The organism is Devosia sp., assembly GCF_035944845.1.
Lineage (GTDB): Bacteria > Pseudomonadota > Alphaproteobacteria > Rhizobiales > Devosiaceae > Devosia_A.
In genome coordinates, this window is record NZ_DASZAW010000034.1 from 1 (window position 1) to 15,460 (window position 15,460).

General features: G+C 67.5%; 17 protein-coding genes. 2 read left to right on the forward strand and 15 right to left on the reverse strand.

Annotated elements, in window-relative coordinates:
• Nucleotides 1-663 precede the first annotated feature (663 nt).
• A complete protein-coding gene (locus tag VGV07_RS05000; protein ID WP_326867591.1) occupies nt 664-1,845 on the forward strand; it encodes an MFS transporter in 1,182 nt (393 codons plus the stop codon).
• 226 nt (nt 1,846-2,071) lie between these two features.
• Here VGV07_RS05000 and VGV07_RS05005 read toward each other — a convergent pair whose 3' ends face one another.
• Genes VGV07_RS05005 through VGV07_RS05015 form a run of 3 tightly spaced genes read right to left on the reverse strand, consistent with a single transcriptional unit; the run spans nt 2,072 to nt 3,350 of the window.
• A complete protein-coding gene (locus tag VGV07_RS05005) occupies nt 2,072-2,530 on the reverse strand; it encodes an adenylyltransferase/cytidyltransferase family protein (RefSeq protein ID WP_326867592.1) in 459 nt (152 codons plus the stop codon).
• A 14-nt stretch (nt 2,531-2,544) separates the two neighbouring features.
• Entirely contained in the window at nt 2,545-3,024 is a 480-nt protein-coding gene (locus tag VGV07_RS05010; RefSeq protein WP_326867593.1) for an SRPBCC domain-containing protein, read from the reverse strand.
• Complete coding sequence (locus VGV07_RS05015; RefSeq protein WP_326867594.1) at nt 3,021-3,350, reverse strand: helix-turn-helix transcriptional regulator; 330 nt, start codon at nt 3,348-3,350, stop codon at nt 3,021-3,023. The genes VGV07_RS05010 and VGV07_RS05015 overlap by 4 nt, the downstream gene beginning before the upstream one ends.
• Before the next feature lie 127 nt (nt 3,351-3,477).
• Here VGV07_RS05015 and VGV07_RS05020 point away from each other — a divergent pair, with 127 nt between their 5' ends.
• A complete protein-coding gene (locus VGV07_RS05020; protein ID WP_326867595.1) occupies nt 3,478-4,092 on the forward strand; it encodes a dihydrofolate reductase family protein in 615 nt (204 codons plus the stop codon).
• A 147-nt stretch (nt 4,093-4,239) separates the two neighbouring features.
• On the opposite strand, the gene uppS is transcribed toward VGV07_RS05020, so the two are convergent.
• The 12 genes from uppS to VGV07_RS05080 all read right to left on the reverse strand — a co-directional run bounded on the left by uppS (nt 4,240) and on the right by VGV07_RS05080 (nt 15,284).
• Nucleotides 4,240-4,923, reverse strand: a complete 684-nt coding sequence (uppS, locus tag VGV07_RS05025; protein WP_326867596.1) for a polyprenyl diphosphate synthase — start codon at nt 4,921-4,923, stop codon at nt 4,240-4,242.
• A 210-nt stretch (nt 4,924-5,133) separates the two neighbouring features.
• Nucleotides 5,134-5,496, reverse strand: a complete 363-nt coding sequence (locus VGV07_RS05030) for a transcriptional regulator (RefSeq protein ID WP_326867597.1) — start codon at nt 5,494-5,496, stop codon at nt 5,134-5,136.
• Nucleotides 5,486-6,094, reverse strand: coding sequence for a hypothetical protein (locus VGV07_RS05035; RefSeq protein ID WP_326867598.1), 609 nt, complete (start codon nt 6,092-6,094; stop codon nt 5,486-5,488). The genes VGV07_RS05030 and VGV07_RS05035 overlap by 11 nt, the downstream gene beginning before the upstream one ends.
• A 135-nt stretch (nt 6,095-6,229) precedes the next feature.
• Nucleotides 6,230-6,658, reverse strand: coding sequence for an alternative ribosome rescue aminoacyl-tRNA hydrolase ArfB (gene arfB / locus VGV07_RS05040; protein WP_326867677.1), 429 nt, complete (start codon nt 6,656-6,658; stop codon nt 6,230-6,232).
• A 459-nt stretch (nt 6,659-7,117) separates the two neighbouring features.
• Nucleotides 7,118-8,470, reverse strand: a complete 1,353-nt coding sequence (locus VGV07_RS05045) for a hypothetical protein (protein WP_326867599.1) — start codon at nt 8,468-8,470, stop codon at nt 7,118-7,120.
• Nucleotides 8,467-10,581: a S8 family serine peptidase gene (locus VGV07_RS05050; RefSeq protein ID WP_326867600.1), complete on the reverse strand. Its 2,115-nt coding sequence runs from the start codon at nt 10,579-10,581 to the stop codon at nt 8,467-8,469. Before VGV07_RS05050 ends, VGV07_RS05045 begins: the two co-directional genes overlap by 4 nt.
• A gap of 130 nt (nt 10,582-10,711) precedes the next feature.
• The gene (locus VGV07_RS05055; RefSeq protein ID WP_326867601.1) at nt 10,712-11,500 is read right to left on the reverse strand and encodes an SDR family oxidoreductase; all 789 of its coding nucleotides are present in this window, start codon (nt 11,498-11,500) and stop codon (nt 10,712-10,714) included.
• 218 nt (nt 11,501-11,718) lie between these two features.
• Nucleotides 11,719-12,213 (reverse strand): SRPBCC domain-containing protein, encoded by a 495-nt coding sequence (locus VGV07_RS05060; RefSeq protein WP_326867602.1) that lies wholly within the window; start codon nt 12,211-12,213, stop codon nt 11,719-11,721.
• Nucleotides 12,197-12,553, reverse strand: coding sequence for a metalloregulator ArsR/SmtB family transcription factor (locus VGV07_RS05065; RefSeq protein ID WP_326867603.1), 357 nt, complete (start codon nt 12,551-12,553; stop codon nt 12,197-12,199). Before VGV07_RS05065 ends, VGV07_RS05060 begins: the two co-directional genes overlap by 17 nt.
• Nucleotides 12,554-13,058: 505 nt before the next feature.
• Nucleotides 13,059-13,721 carry an SH3 domain-containing protein gene (locus VGV07_RS05070; protein ID WP_326867604.1) on the reverse strand — a complete coding sequence of 221 codons (663 nt, stop codon included), beginning with the start codon at nt 13,719-13,721 and terminating at the stop codon, nt 13,059-13,061.
• 160 nt (nt 13,722-13,881) lie between these two features.
• Nucleotides 13,882-14,520: a peptidase inhibitor family I36 protein gene (locus tag VGV07_RS05075; protein ID WP_326867605.1), complete on the reverse strand. Its 639-nt coding sequence runs from the start codon at nt 14,518-14,520 to the stop codon at nt 13,882-13,884.
• A gap of 194 nt (nt 14,521-14,714) precedes the next feature.
• Entirely contained in the window at nt 14,715-15,284 is a 570-nt protein-coding gene (locus tag VGV07_RS05080; RefSeq protein WP_326867606.1) for a peptidase inhibitor family I36 protein, read from the reverse strand.
• Between the last annotated feature and the right edge of the window lie 176 nt (nt 15,285-15,460).

Genomic DNA, 15,460 nt, shown 5'->3' on the forward strand with positions numbered 1-15,460 from the left:
AGCGAAGCTGGTGGAGGGGGCGGCCCCAAAAACCGGCGTATCCTGCCGCCCCCTCCACCGCCTTCGGCGGTCCCCCTCCCCCGTTTCACGGTGGAGGACCACCGAGAGTCCTGTGCGAAAGCCATATGCGATAGCCCTGCCGTCAAGGGGGAGGTGGGGGCCGGTGCTTGGGAGTGGATTCAGCGGTGCCCACCGGCCGGCACCCTCCCCGTGACGGGGAGGGATGGGGTGGGGTGTGCCGCGGGCTCGATGGTGCTTGGGCCGCCAGAACGATCGGGGCTCCTCCCACCCCCTCCGAGCGCCGCTAGCTCGCTGGCGCTCGCAAGCTCTGCTTGCCTCCCCCGTCGAGGGGGAGGTGGGGCCGGTGCTTGCCGGAGGCTGCCCAAACACCAGCCGGCACCCTCCCCTTGACGGGGAGGGATGGGGTGGGGTGTGCCGCGGGCTCGATGGTGCTTGGGACTCCAGAACGATCGGGGCTCCGCACCCCCCTCCGAGCGCCGCTAGCTCGCTGGCGCTCGCAAGCTTTGCTTGCCTCCCCCGTCGAGGGGGAGGTGGGGGCCGGTGGTTGGGGCTGGGACCGCTACCATTGGATGTGCCGTTGTGGATGTTTTGCCCTTTCCCCGGCCGGCCTGGGCCGACAAGAATGGTAGTTGAGGGGGACACATGGATTCGCGGCTGTACTGGTTGGCGCTGGCGGCGTTTGTCGGGGCCATCGAAGGGGGCCTGATCGCCGGATTGCTGCCGCTGATCGGCGCCGACCTCGGGGTGAGCCTGGGGCAGGCCGGGCTCGTGGTGCTGTTCTATTCGCTGGCCTATGCGTTCGGCCCGCCGCTGCTGGCGCTGCTGCTGGGCGGGGTGGGGAGGCGGCGGATTCTTGCCGGTTCGGAGTTCGGCTTTGCAGTCTGTGCGCTGCTGATCGTGCTCTCCACCACGTTCGAGACGCTGGTGGTGGTGCGGACGGCGCTGGCGGTGGTGGCCGGCACCTATACCGGCACCGCCATGGCGACGGCGGCGATGCTGGCGCCCTATGGCAAGCGCGGCCGCTACATGCAGGTGATCAGCATGGGGCAGGCGATCGCGGCGCTGGCCGGGGTGCCGCTCGGCGCCTGGATCGCGGCGCAGTTCGGCTGGCGCGTGGTCTATGTGATGCTGGCGATCATGGCCGGGTTCTCGGCGACGGCGCTCTATCTCAAGCTGCCGCGCGGCATGCTGGGCGATACGCTGAGCATCGGCGACCGGCTGCGGGTGCTGCGCAACCCGGGCGTCGGGCGGGCGCTGCTCTCGACTCTCTTGTTCATGATCGGCTCGTCGCCGCTGATCGTCTATATCGGCGCGCTGATGACGGCGGTGGGCGTCGGCTACGAGGCGCTGCCGCTGGTGTTGCTGGCCGGCGGCATCGGTGCGGTGGCCTGCAGTGCGACCGCCGGGCGGATGTCCGACCGGCTGGGCAGCGGCCGCACCGCCACCATTGCCGGGCTGGCGGTGATCGTGGTGATGCTGGTGTTTTTCGGCCTCGCCTGGCTGCCGCCGGGGTGTGCGCTGCCGGGGCTGATGCTGACAGTGGGGGCGCAAGGCTTTGTCGGCCGCACCTATTCGATCGCCGTGGCCAGCCACATGGCGCAGATTGCACCGGGCGCCGTGCCGGTGGCGATCTCGCTCAACATGTCGGCCTTCATGATCGGCATGGCGGTGGCGGCGGCGCTTGGTGGCGTCGTGCTCGACACCTGGGGCGCCATTGCCCTGCCGCTGATCGGCGCGCCGCTGGTGGGGCTGGCGCTGATCGTCTGGCGCTCGGTGCCGCATGGGGCAGGTGAGCAGCGGGAGGGGGACGAGCCGCTGGATTGAGGGCTTCACGCGCGGGCGGTGCCACCGCGCCCCCTCGCCCCTTTGGGGAGAGGGCGGCGATGAGGCCGAAGGCCTTATCGCGGGGTGAGGGGCGCCAAGCACGCCTCTTCAGGGGCTTGGCACCTCTAAGGAAGCCGTTCCGCTGGTGTACTTGGCGCCCCTCACCCTAGCCCTCTCCCCAGAGGGGCGAGGGGACGATGGCGGCACTGCCAGTGTCACGGACCACCTAACTGTCCCGCAGCGTCCCCGCCCGGTAGCGCTCGACCACCCGGCTGACGATTTCTCGGGAGGAGATCGAGCTGGTGTAGGGCACCTGGCGCAAGCCGCCGGTGCGGGCGAGGTCGCCGTACCAGAACAGCAGCTGTTCCTCGCTCATGTCGTCGCCGTGGCAGACATAATGCGCGCCGATGCTGTCGAGGAAGGCGCGGGTGCAGTGGAGCGGCGCCGGGGTGTCGAGCACGCGGTCGACATGGCGGCAGCTCTCGACCACGGCGAGGCGTTCGGCGAAGCTGAGGATGGGCGGGGGCTTGTAGCTGGCGACATCGGCATCGCCGACGAGGCCGACCACCAGGCGATCGCCGAGCGCCCGGGCGCGGCGGAAGAACTCGACATGGCCGTGGTGGAACAGGTCGCACACCACATCGACATAGATCCACACCGGCTGCGCCGGTTCCTTCTCGCTCACCCGACTGCCCCCCGTCAGCTGGTCGGCGCCTCGACGAACTTTGCCAGTTGTCCGATCACCGTGCCCCAGCCGTCATGAAAGCCGAGTTCGGCGTGCTTGTCGCGGGTGGCGCGGTCGGAATGCATGACGTGGGCGGTGTACTGGGTGCCGCCCTCGGCCTCGTCGAGGGTGATCTCGGCGGTGATGAAGCTCGAAGGCGCCGGGCGGAAACCGCCGAGCAGGGCGTCGGTGAAGATCAGCCGGCGCTGCGGCTCGACGATGAGGAAGCAGGCGTCCATATGTGGGGCGAAAGCCGCTCCGTCCTCGCTGATCTCGGTGACCAGCGGGCCGCCGGGGATGGCTTCGAAGCGGACGGCGCGGCACCTGGCCGGCTCCGGCACCCACCATTGCTCGAACTGTCGCGGATTGGTCCAGGCATTCCACACGGCGGCGCGGGGTGCGCGGATGAAGCGCTCGATGCTGAGATCGCGTTCGGGGTCGAAGCTGCGGTTCACTTGCTGTCCTTCGTCACAAAGGCCTCGAGCCGGTCGGTGCGCCCGGTCCAGATCCGGCGCTGCGCGTTGAGCCAGCCATCGACCAGAGCGAAGGTGGATGGCTCGAGGGTGCAGGTGCGCACCCGGCCGGATTTGGCAGTGCGGATCAGCCCGCTCTGCTCGAGCGCCGCGATGTGCTTCATGAACGAGGGCAGGGCCATGTCGAACGGTTTGGCCAGCTCACCCACCGCCGTCGGGCCGCCGCCGAGGCGGGTGAGGATGGCCCGCCGGGTCGGATCGGCGAGAGCCTGGAAAATCCCATCGAGCTGTTCGGTACCGGCGTGCATGCGCGACGACTAGCATCGGATAATGCTTAGCGCAACGGCTAAGTGTTTGGTTGTGGCATCACTTAGCCATTGCGCTAACTATCTGGCATTGATAGTTAGCCAGAAGGCAAAGCATTGGAGTATGCATATGAAGCTGGTGACCACGACATTCGTCTCGCTGGATGGGGTGTATCAGGGGCCGGGCAGCCCGGATGAAGACCGCAGCGACGGGTTTTCGCGCGGCGGCTGGTTCGTGCCCTATCTCGAGCCGGGCTTCCTGGCGCAGGCGAAGACATGGCTGGAGCAGGCGGATGGCCTGCTGCTCGGGCGGCGCACCTATGAGAGCTTTTCGCGCGACTGGCCGGAGATGAACAAACCCGACGACGCCATCGGGCTGCTGATGAACCGGCTGCCGAAATACGTGGCGTCGGCAACGCTGGCGAAGGCGGAATGGGGCCCGGTGACGGTGCTGCGCGGCGACGCGCTGCAGGAGATCGAGGCGCTGAAGGCGCGTGCGGGCCGGGAGCTGCAGGTTCATGGCAGCGGCAGCCTTGCCCGCTCGCTGCTGGCGGCCGGACTGGTCGACGAGCTGCGCCTGGTGGTGGCGCCGGTGATCGTCGGTACCGGCCACAGGCTGTTCGCCGACAGCGGCGTGGCGACGGCGATGCGGGCGCTGCGCAACGACACGACACCGGGCGGGCTCAACATCCAGGTGTTCGAGCGGGTGGGGGCGCCGTACTATCAGGTGTTCCAGCGGCCATGAGCCACCTCTCCCTTGGGGGAGAGGTCGGCCCAAAGGGCCGGGTGAGGGGGCCTTCCACGGGCTCGGTGAATGCGGCAAGGCCCCCTCACCCCAACCCTCTCCCCCAGAGGGAGAGGGGGCGCTCAAGCCGTTGCACCGGTGACCCCATTAACTGGCCATCGCCCTAACCGGCTCGGCCACTCCCCCGAAGCTGCGCACTCGCGTGCCGTACTCGGCCAGCGCTGCGTCGAACTCGGCGGGGCCGAAGTCGGGCCATTTCACCCGGGTGAAGTAGAGTTCGGCCTGGGCGCATTCCCACAGCATGAAATCGGAGAGGCGCTGGTCGCCGCCGGTGCGGATGAGGAAATCGACATCCTCGGTGCCGAGCTCGGCGGCGATGGCTTCGGGGCCGGCTGCCGCCGCGGCGAGGATGGCGTCGCGGGCCGAGTAGTCGATGGCGACGCGCAGGTGCAGCCCGGTGCAGGCGGCGGTGCTGCGTTCGGCGGCAGCAATGGCCTTCACCAGGCCGAGCGGCAGTCGATCGCGGCGGCCCAGGATGGAAATGCGGACATTGGCGTCGCGCAGCTGGCGCGCCTCGACCAGCAGGAAGTGGCGGAGCAGCGCCATCATGCCGGCGACTTCCGCCTCGGAGCGGCGCCAGTTGTAGGTGGAGAAGGCATAGAGCGACAGCGCGCCGATATCGCGCGCGATGGCCGAGCGGACGATGGCGCGCACCGTGTCGGCGCCGACCTGGTGGCCGGCCGGGCGGGGCAGCCCACGCGCTTCGGCCCAGCGGCCATTGCCGTCCATGATGATCGCGACGTGGAGTTTGTGGTTGGGAGTGGTTTGCATTGTAAACCTCGTGGGTGCGAACAGGAATTGGTCAGGTGATGGTTACGGGTTGGTGGTTTTACCGAGAGAGACGGCCCCCTCCCGGCCTCCCCCATGAAGGGGGAGGTGAAGGTGAGTTTGTGGCTTGGTCGTGCCCAAAGAACAGGCGGGGCACCTCCCCCTTCATGGGGGAGGATGGGAGGGGGCCGTCTCTCTCAGTCAGCACCCTCATCACGCCGGCTGCGCCTTGCCCGGCCCGACCTGCTCCGCCCGCGCCGAAGCATCGCGGACCACGCGTTCGAGCACCGACAGATAGTCGAGAAAACGCTGGCGGCCGGCGGCTGTCAGGCGGATTTCGGTCAGCGGTCGGTTACCGATATAGCCCTTGTGGATGGTGACGAGTTCGGCCTCCTGCAGCACGGTGAGGTGGCGGCTGAGGTTGCCCTGGGTGAGGCCGCACAGCCGCAGCAGATCGTTGAAGGCGAGGCCGTCGGGGCGGCCGGCCAGCGAGGTGAGGATGCCGAGGCGGGCCTTTTCGTGGATCACCCGATCGAGCCCGTCATAGGCGAAGGGGGCGTCGGGCTCAGCGGACATTGGCGGACTCCGAAGCGCGGTGGACGATGGCGGCGACCAGCAACTGGCCGATGGCGAAGGGGATGCCCATGTGCCAGGGCGACAGGGCATGGTCGCCGGCCGCCAGCAGCAGCACGGTGAAGCCGGAGAGCAGGTACCAGGCGCCGGCCAGTGCGATGGCGCGGGGCAGCGAGCGGGCGGCTGCGAAAATGCCGAGAGCAACGAGGATCAGCCACAGCCCGGGAATCAGCCACAGCTGCCCGGCGGCGAAGCGGGCGAAAAAGGCCAGCAGCGCCGCGCCCGTGACGCCCGCCGGCACGAAGTTCAGCACCGCCTCACGGATCATCTGGTCGGCGAGGCCGGCGTGATGGCGCTGGGCCCGGCGCAGCATCTCGGCGCCGATCAGCGCCACGGCGACGATGGCAGTGAGCACCCAGCCGGTGAAATAGGCCATGGGTTCGGCGGCACCCGGCAGCACCGACTGCAGGGCCGCAACGGCGAAGGCGAGGACGCCCGACGTTGCAAGAGCGGCCGGACCGAGACCGAGGAACTCGCTCGACTGGGCGAGGCGCGACTTGATTTCGACGATGTCGGCGAGGGCTTTGTCGAGATCGGGCATGGGCCGCGCTCAGGTTTATGATGCAAACCAGATTGGGATGCAAATTGCGGCGGGTCTATGACGCGAGCCGCAGGCCTTGGGGGCCAAGATGCGGGCCGCCGGCTCGGCTGCCCCACCATGACGGGCGTTTCAGGCTCAGTCCCAGCTCTTCGAGCTGCGCAGCTTCTTGGTGGCGCCGCGCTGCGCTTTGCCTTCCAGCCGGCGCTGCTTCGAGCCGAGCGTCGGGCGGGTGGGGCGGCGGGGCTTTGGCGGCACCAACGCCTGCCGGAGGAGGGCGACGAGCCGCTCGATGGCGTCGTCGCGGTTCATCGGCTGGCTGCGCAGCCGGTTGGCCGTGATGACGATCACCCCATCCGTGGTCAACCGGCTGCCGGCGAGGGCGGCGGCGCGATGCTTCAGCGGCTCGGGCAGGGAGGCAGAGCCCATCAGGTCAAAGCGGAGCTGCGCGGCGCTCGATACCTTGTTGACGTTCTGCCCGCCGGGGCCTGGGCTGCGGATATAGTCGATGGAAATCTCCGCCAGCGGGAGATGCACGGCGCCGCCGATATGCAGGGAGTCGGGAATGGGAGGGCTCCGCGTTGGAGGCGGAGCCTAGAACAGTTCGCGGCAGATTTGAAACGGGAGGATCGACCTGCCTCTCACCCACCGGCGAGGGAATCGCCTCCTTTCCCGCGGCGCTACGTGTCCGCTGGGAGGGGAGGGATTGAGGGTGGGGGTGGCGCGGTGATCACCGATGGACCCCCACCCCCAGCCCCTCCCCTCAAGGGGGAGGGCTATCGCATATGGGTAACGCACACTGGCCTCTCGGTGCTCCTCCACCGTGAAACGGGGGAGGGGGACCGCCGAAGGCGGTGGAGGGGGCGGCGGGAAGCGCCGGTATTTGGGGCCGCCCCCTCCACCAGCTTCGCTGGTCCCCCTCCCCCGCTACGCGGTGGAGGACAACTGAGAGACCGGTGGCCGTCCATATGCGAAAGCCCTGCCCTCAAGGGGGAGGGGAGCGCGCCCGTTTCACCTTGGCGCGCCTCAGAGCTTGAGCACCAGCGGTGACGCTTTGAGGTACTTGAGCTTCAGCCGCCCGGGCTTTTGCTGCCTGGCCGCGGCGAGCTGCGCCTCGATGGCGGTGAATTGGGCGATCCGCTCGGCGATCTTGGATGACGGCCTGTTCTTGTTCGCCGCCATGAAAGCGGCCTGCTGCTTGTTGAGATAGGCGGTGCTGCAGTTGAGCCAGATGGTGAAGGGCCTTGTCGCCTCGGGGTTGGGGGAACGCCGGTCGTCATCGGCGAGGCGGGAATCGAGCAGCACTTCGAGCACCCGCAGATCGGGGTTTCCATGTTCGCCATTGGCGCAGATCAGGTAGTGATCGGCGGTGAGGCGCCTGGCGAAATTGCGGTCGAGATTGTGCTCTGAGCCATGGTGCTGGAGCTTCAGCACATCGACATGCAGGCCGCCGCCATCGGCGAGGCGGCCGTGATGGGTGAGGCCGGCGAGGATATCGGTGGCGTGGCCATCGCCGGTCATCACCACCCGGGTGACGCCGCCGCCGGCCTTGGGCTCTTCAAGCAGCAGCATCAGCGAGGCGAGGTTGGGCTCGGTAACATCCTTGCGGTGGCCCAGTTCGTCGTCGATCGATACGCCGAAGCCGCTGGGGAGCGGGCCTTCATTGTCCTCGAGCCAGGCTTCCAGCCTGGCGACGCTCGAGGCGTTCTTGGCGTCGGCCAGCCAGTTCTTCCAGTATTTGCGGAGCTTTTCGAGGTCGGCCGGGAACGGGCCGATCACCCGGATTTCGAGCGTGCTGCCGGGGGCGAGCGTGATCATTTCCTTTTCGCGCACCATGGCGAGCAGCCCGCCGAATTCGCCGTTGAGCGGAATGGCCAGCTGGTCGGCGGCGATGCGTCGAGAGACCTTGATCGCTTCGGGGATCGAGTTGGCGACCGAGCGGAAGGCATCGGCAAGGCGCAGCAGCGACAGGTTGGTGGAGCTCGACAGGCTGTTGGCGCGCGCCGCGAGGACGCTGCCAATGGCTTCGGAGTCATCGACCATGGTCTTGAAGGCATTGTGCCAGATGCGCGCCACCTTGGGTGGGCGCTTGAACGCCGGTTTGCTGGCCGGCTGGCCGTTGGCCTGCTTATGGTCGAACACCCGCCAAAGCACGGTGTCTTCGAGCAGCTGCAGCACCCCGGCAATGTGGTCCTGATCGACATGCGAGACATAGACCAGGTCAAGATCCCGGTTGGTGGTTTTGGCCCATTTGCCGAGGAAGCCGCGGACCTCCGAAGTGTAGGAGCCGGGCATGCCGCCATCGGCGAGGATGCTGACGGCGCCGGCTTCGAGCAGCAGGCAATCGCCTTTTTCGGACGGCAGCAGGGTGATCTTCATGAGGCGATCCTCGAGGGTGGGCGACGGGGCTGCCGGGGGCCCGGCGCCGCCTCGCGCCCGGCCGCGGTGGCAAGCGGCACGCCCGCGGCGATCACTGCTTCAGGCACGGCCGGTCGCGGTGCCCCCAGCTCGGTCCGAACCAGGGCCCGCTTCGCCTCGGCGACGCAGGCGACCGGCGAGATCACGCCGAAGCCGAGATCGTTCGCCCACTGATAGGTGGCGCCGGCGAGCGGCCGGGCCGTCGCCCTGATGATGCCAAGGATCTGCGCGGCGGTCAGCGTTGGCTCGGCGGCGAGCATCAGGCCGACGACGCCGGTGACATAGGGGCTAGCCATGCTGGTGCCGGTCATCCTGATCCAGGGTTCGCCCGGATCGCCGAAGCCGTTGGCGGCGACGATATCGGTGCCGGGGGCAGTGATATCGGGCTTGGGGCGGCCATCGCGCGTCGGCCCCTGGCTCGAGGTGATGTGGGCGCGGCGCCGGACCTCGTCGAGATTGGCCACCGAGATGATGCGCTGCCCGCAGGCGAGGGCGCTGACCGAGGAGGTATCGACCAGCGAGGCCTCGGTGAAGAACGAGGGCCAGAAGTAGTTGCCGTCGCCCAGATCCGCCGGATCGTCGCGCTCGATCCAGGCGTGGAAGGCGCCATCGCGGATAACCAGCCCGTGCAGCCTGACCTGCCAGGTGCCGGCGGGGACCCCGACGATGACATCGCCGAAGAACGGCGTGAGGTAAGCGGCAATGTAGTTGGCGCCGTTGGTGGGGTGGTGCAGCTCGTTGTAGACGCTGATCAGCGTTCGATCGTGCAACTGGTAGTTTTCGAGGTACTCGCCGGGCAGGATCGGGCCGATCCAGTCGCCATCGGGCGGGCGGATCGAAATGGCGAAACGATCCTGCGGCTCATACCAGACCTCGAGCTCGTTCTCCGAGGCATCCTTGATCCGGTCGCCCACCACCTGCCACTCGAGGATGTGGTCGAGCCCCTGGGCGTCGATCTTGCCGCTCGCGTGGATGCGGCCGGTCATGTAGCCGAGATCGTCAGGCGCTTCGGGGCGTTCCTGTCCGGCATTGCCGGCGGCGATCGCGATCGACCGGCCGGGCTCGGTGAGCAGGGCATCGATCCAGCGATCGAGGATGCTCGAGCCATCATGGGCGTGGCCGTTGGTGCCGAGGCTGACATTGATCGAAATCGGCCGCTCGCCGGCCAGATCGAGGAGGTAATAGACGGCATCGAGCAGGCTGGTAGAATCGTAGAACGAGGTGCGCCGGTCCAACTCGCCTTCCGGCAGGGCGATCAGCACGGCGGCGATATCGGCTTTGGGGCAAAGACCCGTGTTGCCGGCGGCGATCGAGGCGACATGCGTGCCGTGCGCGCCGACCACCATCTGCGACTGCGGTTCGAGATCGTGCGGTGAGACGTGCACCGCCCCGGCGCCGGCAAGGGCGGCCTGCATGGCGGCGGCGGTGATGACGCGGCCGCGCTTCATGCCCTTGCGGTTGCGGCCCTCCCTGGCGCCCTGGTCCCAGATGCTGACGAAGCGGGTCTGGCCATTGCCGTCGAGGAAATCCGGATGGGCCCAGTCGAACCCTTCCACATCGATGATACCGATCAGCATGCCGGCGCCATCGCCGAGCTCGGCGGCGGTGGCGCCGGGCGCACGCGGGGCAGGGGCGGCCCTGCCGGTGCTGCCCTTGATGGCGCGGGGGCGCTTCAACGCGTCGGCAGGTTCGACAAAGATGGTGCTGCCATCGCGCGCCAGGTCATAGGCCTCGTCGAGCGTCATCCTTCGGGTGCCCATGCCGCGCAGGGTCTGCTGGCCCGGGACTGGCGGCAGGCTGCCGCTGGCGCGCACGAAGACGCTGACCTCGACGGCCTCGCGCTGGGCCAGCACGTCGACACCATGCTGTTTGGCGGTGCCGTGGGCCGGTGCATCGGCGGGGGCCAGCGCAGTGGCGAGGGGCGGAGTGGAGGCGGCCAATGCCTCGGTGGTGACACGCAGCGCCGGTTGCACCTCCGATTTGGCGGAGCTGACATCGGCGTTGCAGTTGGAAAACATCCTCAGCTTCGGATGCATGTTCCGCAGCACGACGTTCTGCCAGCTGTCACCCATCGCATCCGCCCCGTGGCTGAATATTCAGAGAATAACAGAATAGTCGGGGCGGATCATGGCAGCAGAAATTGTCACTAGCAACGCCGTTGCGACGTAGTATTTGCAACGACGAGTAATGCGGAGCAGTCAGTCAATCGGCATCCAGCACCGAGCCGCAGGTGAGGTTCATGATGGCGCCGCTGATCGCCGTGGCGCGGTCGGACGCGGCGAAGGCGGCCGCGTTGGCGACCTCTGCGAGCGTGGTCATGCGGCCGAGGATGGTGCCCGCGGTCATGTAGGTCTTGATCTCGCGCACCAGTTCGGCGTGCTCGGGGGCCGCCGGCCAGGTTTCGGGGATGGCTTCGGAGCGGAGGCAGACCACGCGGATGCCGTGTGGTCCGAGTTCGGCGGCAAGGGTGCGCGACAGCGCCTCGATGGCGGTGCAGGCGATGCCGAAGCCGCCGGCCGAGTGTTCCATCTGATCGCGACCCGACAGGTGGGCGCCGGTGGAGGAGAGGGTGAGGATGACGCCAAAGCCCTGTTTCACCATGTGCCGCGCGGCGGCGACGCCGGAATAGAGGTGAGTGCGCACGCCGGCATTGATCGGGGTGAGGACGTCTTCGCTCTTCATGTCGATGAGGCGGGTGCCCTGCAGGTGGCCGAAGATCGAGATGGCGTTGAAGCTGATATCGATGCGGCCGGCGCTCGCGGCGACGGCATCGGCGTGCGCACGGACGGCGGCTTCGTCGAGGGCATCGACTTCGGCGGCTTCGGCGGCGCCGCCGGCAGCGTTGAGTTCCGCAGCCAGCGCCTCGACCTTGGCCAGGGTGCGGCCAGCGAGGAACAGGCGAGCGCCGTCGGCGGCGAACTGTCGGGCCGTGGCAGAACCGATCTTGCCGGCGGCGCCGTGGATGATGGCGGTCTTGTTGGCGAGGAGCATTCTTGGGGGAATCCTTGTCTGATGAACGGCCGGTGGCTGTGTACCCCCACCCCTGTCCCCTCCCGGCAAATAGGGGGACGACGAGAGGTCGCCCCGAGGGGACGGCGACGCTTCCACTGGCGGGCGTGTTTTGGTCTCCCTCCCCCTTGTGGGGACGACGAGGGGTCGCCCCGAGGGGAAGGGACAGGGGCGGGGGTCAGCCCGCGCCGGCGATGAGGTCAGGTCAGCTGCGGCAGTTGCACGCCCTTGGCCAAAGCCGCGGCGTACTTTTCTTCCTTGTTGAACAGCGAGTTCCAGCCGCCGACATGGCTGTCGCGCGAGGCGACGGAGGTGAAGGGGGTCTGGTGGAAGTGCTGGGTGGTGCGGCCGGCGCGTTCCTCGAACTGCACCGTAATGGTGGTCGGCACGGTTTCGCCGGAATTGTCGTCCCAGGCGAAGCTGAGGACGATGCGACTGTGCGGCTCGATTTCGAGATACTCGCCGCTCGACCAGCTCTTGGGGAACATCGACGACGTCATGCCCACTCGCCAGGCGCCGCCGGGGCGGAAGTCGGAGCTCAGGTCGGTGACGGTGAAGCCTTCCGGGCCCCACCAGCGGATCATGTGCTCGGGCTCCTGCCACATGCGCCAGACGATCGACAGCGGCGCATCGAAGCTGCGGGTGATGAACAGCTCGTCGTCGCGCAGCTTCAGGGCTTCAGTTCTTGCGGCCATTCTCGTCTCCCTTGGTGATCTCTTCGAGATAGGCGCCCATCTTGTCGAAGCTGCCTTCCCAGAACATGCGGTAGCGGGCGAGCCAGCCATCAACCTGCTGCAGTGGCGCGGTCTCGAGTTTGCAGGGCCGCCACTGCGCTTCGCGGCCGCGGCTGATCAGCCCGGCGGATTCGAGCACTTTGAGATGGCGCGATACCGCTTGCAGGGTGATGTCGAACGGTTCGGCCAACTCGTTGACCGTGGCCTCGCCTTCGCTCAGCCGGGCCAGCAGGGCCCGGCGCGTTGGATCGGCGAGGGCTGAGAGTGTGTTACTGAGCGGGTCGTTAGCAACGGCTGGCATATTCAACATCCGTGTTGATCAACGTATGTGTTGAATACGCTGCGAACTGGCAGCTGTCAAGCCGGGTGGGATGCGACGACGCTGACCGCGACCAGCCCGCTGGGAGGAGGGTGGCAAGGCCGGCCAGCAGCGCCGGACAGGCAAGGGGTGCCCTTGCCGCGCCGGCCTGTCAGCCAGGATATGCGAGGGCGTGATGACTCTCGGGATGTAGTGACGCCGGGAGGTCGCGGACCCGGCACCGTGCGGCGGGCCGGGTCCGCGTCGTGAGGGAGGGGAGGCGCCCCGCCTCACGGGCTATCGAGCGTCGCGGCTCGATTGGAGAAATGACCTGAGATGCGCCCCCTCAGTGCTGCGTCGAGCAGCGTAGGAGCACTCGATCACATCCAAGCTGACAGGGCGCTGAATGCAGGTTGCAGAAACCGTTCATGAAGCAAAAACAATGCCCCCGGGGAGGTATCACCCCCGGGGGCAGGTATTGAGCTCACGACAAGGTGTCGCCGCGGGCTTACCGGACGCGGATCGAGCTGATGTTGTCGTTGGCGCCGCGCAGGTTCCCGACGCTGCGCGAGATCACGATGCAGCGGCCGTTGAAGTTGGCGCGCTCGCACACCTGAGCCTGTGCATCGCCGCGAACTTCGATCGAACGGATCGAGTCATCCCAACGGCCGAGGCGGGCCAGGCGTTCGCCCGGGCGGGCGCAGAAGCTGTAGCCGCGGAAATTGGTGTTCTCGTAGAAGCAGACGCGGTCGCGGCTGCCGCCGGGACGGCCGGGCCGCATGTCAAAGCCACCGGAACCGATCTGGAAGCTGAAACCGGGAACGTTGAAGCCGATGTTCACATCGACATCGGGACGGCTCGGACCCGGGCGATCGGGAACGATGACGCGGGTATCGACATCGTCCTCATCGTCCAAGCCGGAATCGTCGTCGCTGAGGTAGCTGGCCGAGACCCAGCCATCCGGGCCCTGCTTGATCACATAGCACCAGCCGCCGGTGCAGCGATCGATCTCGACCTGCTGGCCGGGGCGCAGCACGTCGACCACGGCGCCATTCACCGGCGCGGCGCGGACATTGACGGTGCTGGTGGCGACGGCGGCATTGGCCGCGCCGGTGAAAAACAGCGAGCCGAGCAGCACTGTGGCGGCTCCTGCCAGTTTGATGGGATGCATGGATAGTCCTCTCTTTGTGACGCTTCGGGCATTTGTCGGTTGTCGCCGCGAGGCCGAAACGGCCGCAACGCAAGGGAGTTCCATGCATTCGTGTCGATTGCGCCTAAAATGCAAACGCCGCCCCCAGGGGGCGGCGTTCGGCACAGAGCATGGTGAAGCGTCAGTTAACTTCGTAGGACGAGATGGCGTTGTTCAGCTGCTTGGGCAGCGAGGCCTTGGACGAGCTGATATCGGCGCAGATGCCTTCGAGGTCGAAGTCGCGGCAGACCAGCACGTCGGCATCGCCGAACACCTCGATCGAGGAGATCGAGTCGTTCCAGCTGCCACCCAGCGCATCGTCGCTGTCGCCGGGCTCGACGCAGAAACTCGGGCCGTTGAAGTTGGCGTTCTTGTAGAAACAGACCTGGTCGTCCTCGACCGGCTCGGGCAGCGGCTGCGGCTTGGGCTGGTTGCCGATGCCGATGGAAATCGACGGCTTGCCATCGCCACCGACGCCGAAGCTGAAGCTGAACGGCACGTTGGAGGCGGGCTTGCCCTTGTTGAGGCCGCCGAGCCGGTTCTGGCGCACCCAGCCATCGGGGCCGGGGATCTGGATCAGGCACGCGGGGCCCTGGCAATCGAGCACGGTGACCAATTGGCCGGCTGCGACGGAATTGACCACCGGGGAGTTCGGGTTGGCGGTTTTGCGGACGTTGGAATCCTGCAGCACATGGGCATTGGGGGCGGCGAAGGCAGGCGCGGCGGCAAGCCCGACAAGCGCGGCCAGCGCTGCGGCGGCGACGAGGTGGAGACGCTTCATGATGATGTTCCCTGATGGGCGGCGCCGGGGCCGGTGCCGCGGCGCGAGTTCAGCGTGGCTCGATCGGCCGCGCTGAATGCTGCCGAAGAACAGCAATATTCGCGATTCGAGGCGAAATCGACTGAAATGCAAAAGCAAACGGCCCGCGCCGGAGAGGCGACGGGCCGTTGTTACTGACTGACCGTGGGCCGGGTTCAGTAGACCTGCATCGCGCTCACGTTGTTGTCGAGGAAGCCGTGCAGGCTTGTCTGGCTTTCGTTGACACGCTCGCAATAGGAGTGGAAGTCGCGGTCGCGGCAGAGGTCGACCGAAACATTGCCCTCGATGCGGACCGACGAATAGCGGTTGTCGGCGTCGAGCAGCAGGAAGTCGCGCACCCGGGTACCGGCCTTGGCGCAGAACGAAGCGCCGGTGAAGTTGTGGCCCTCATACAGGCAGACCATGCCAGGACCGCCCCAGTTGTAGGGGATCGGAGCAAGCTGCCAGGGGTGGCGAAGGACCTTGCCGAAGGCAATGTCGTAGAGCTTGGTCCAGCCGGCTTCGCGCCCGGCATGGACGCGGCACCATTGCTTGGAGCAGCGATCGACATAGATGCGGACCGCCGCGTCGATTTCACCGGTGACGTCGTAGTTCTTGCCCGGCCCCTCGAACAGGGTGAGCGGACGAACCGACCAGGCGGGCGTGCCCACCGGCGCCGCCGTCGCGGCGGTCGCGCCGAGCACCAGCGTGGCGAGGAGAGACAGGCAGGCAAGCAACTGCTTCATCGAAAAATGCCCCGTACCAAATATCAGAGGCGAAGCGTAGCGCCGGTGCATGACAGTTGGAAGGGTGAGCCGGCAACAGGGTGGGGGAAAGTTGGCGGGCTGAGCGCCGGACACGCGGTGATCCTCCCCCGCGGGGCGGGGGAGGGGGACCAGCGAAGCTGGTGGAGGGGGCGGCC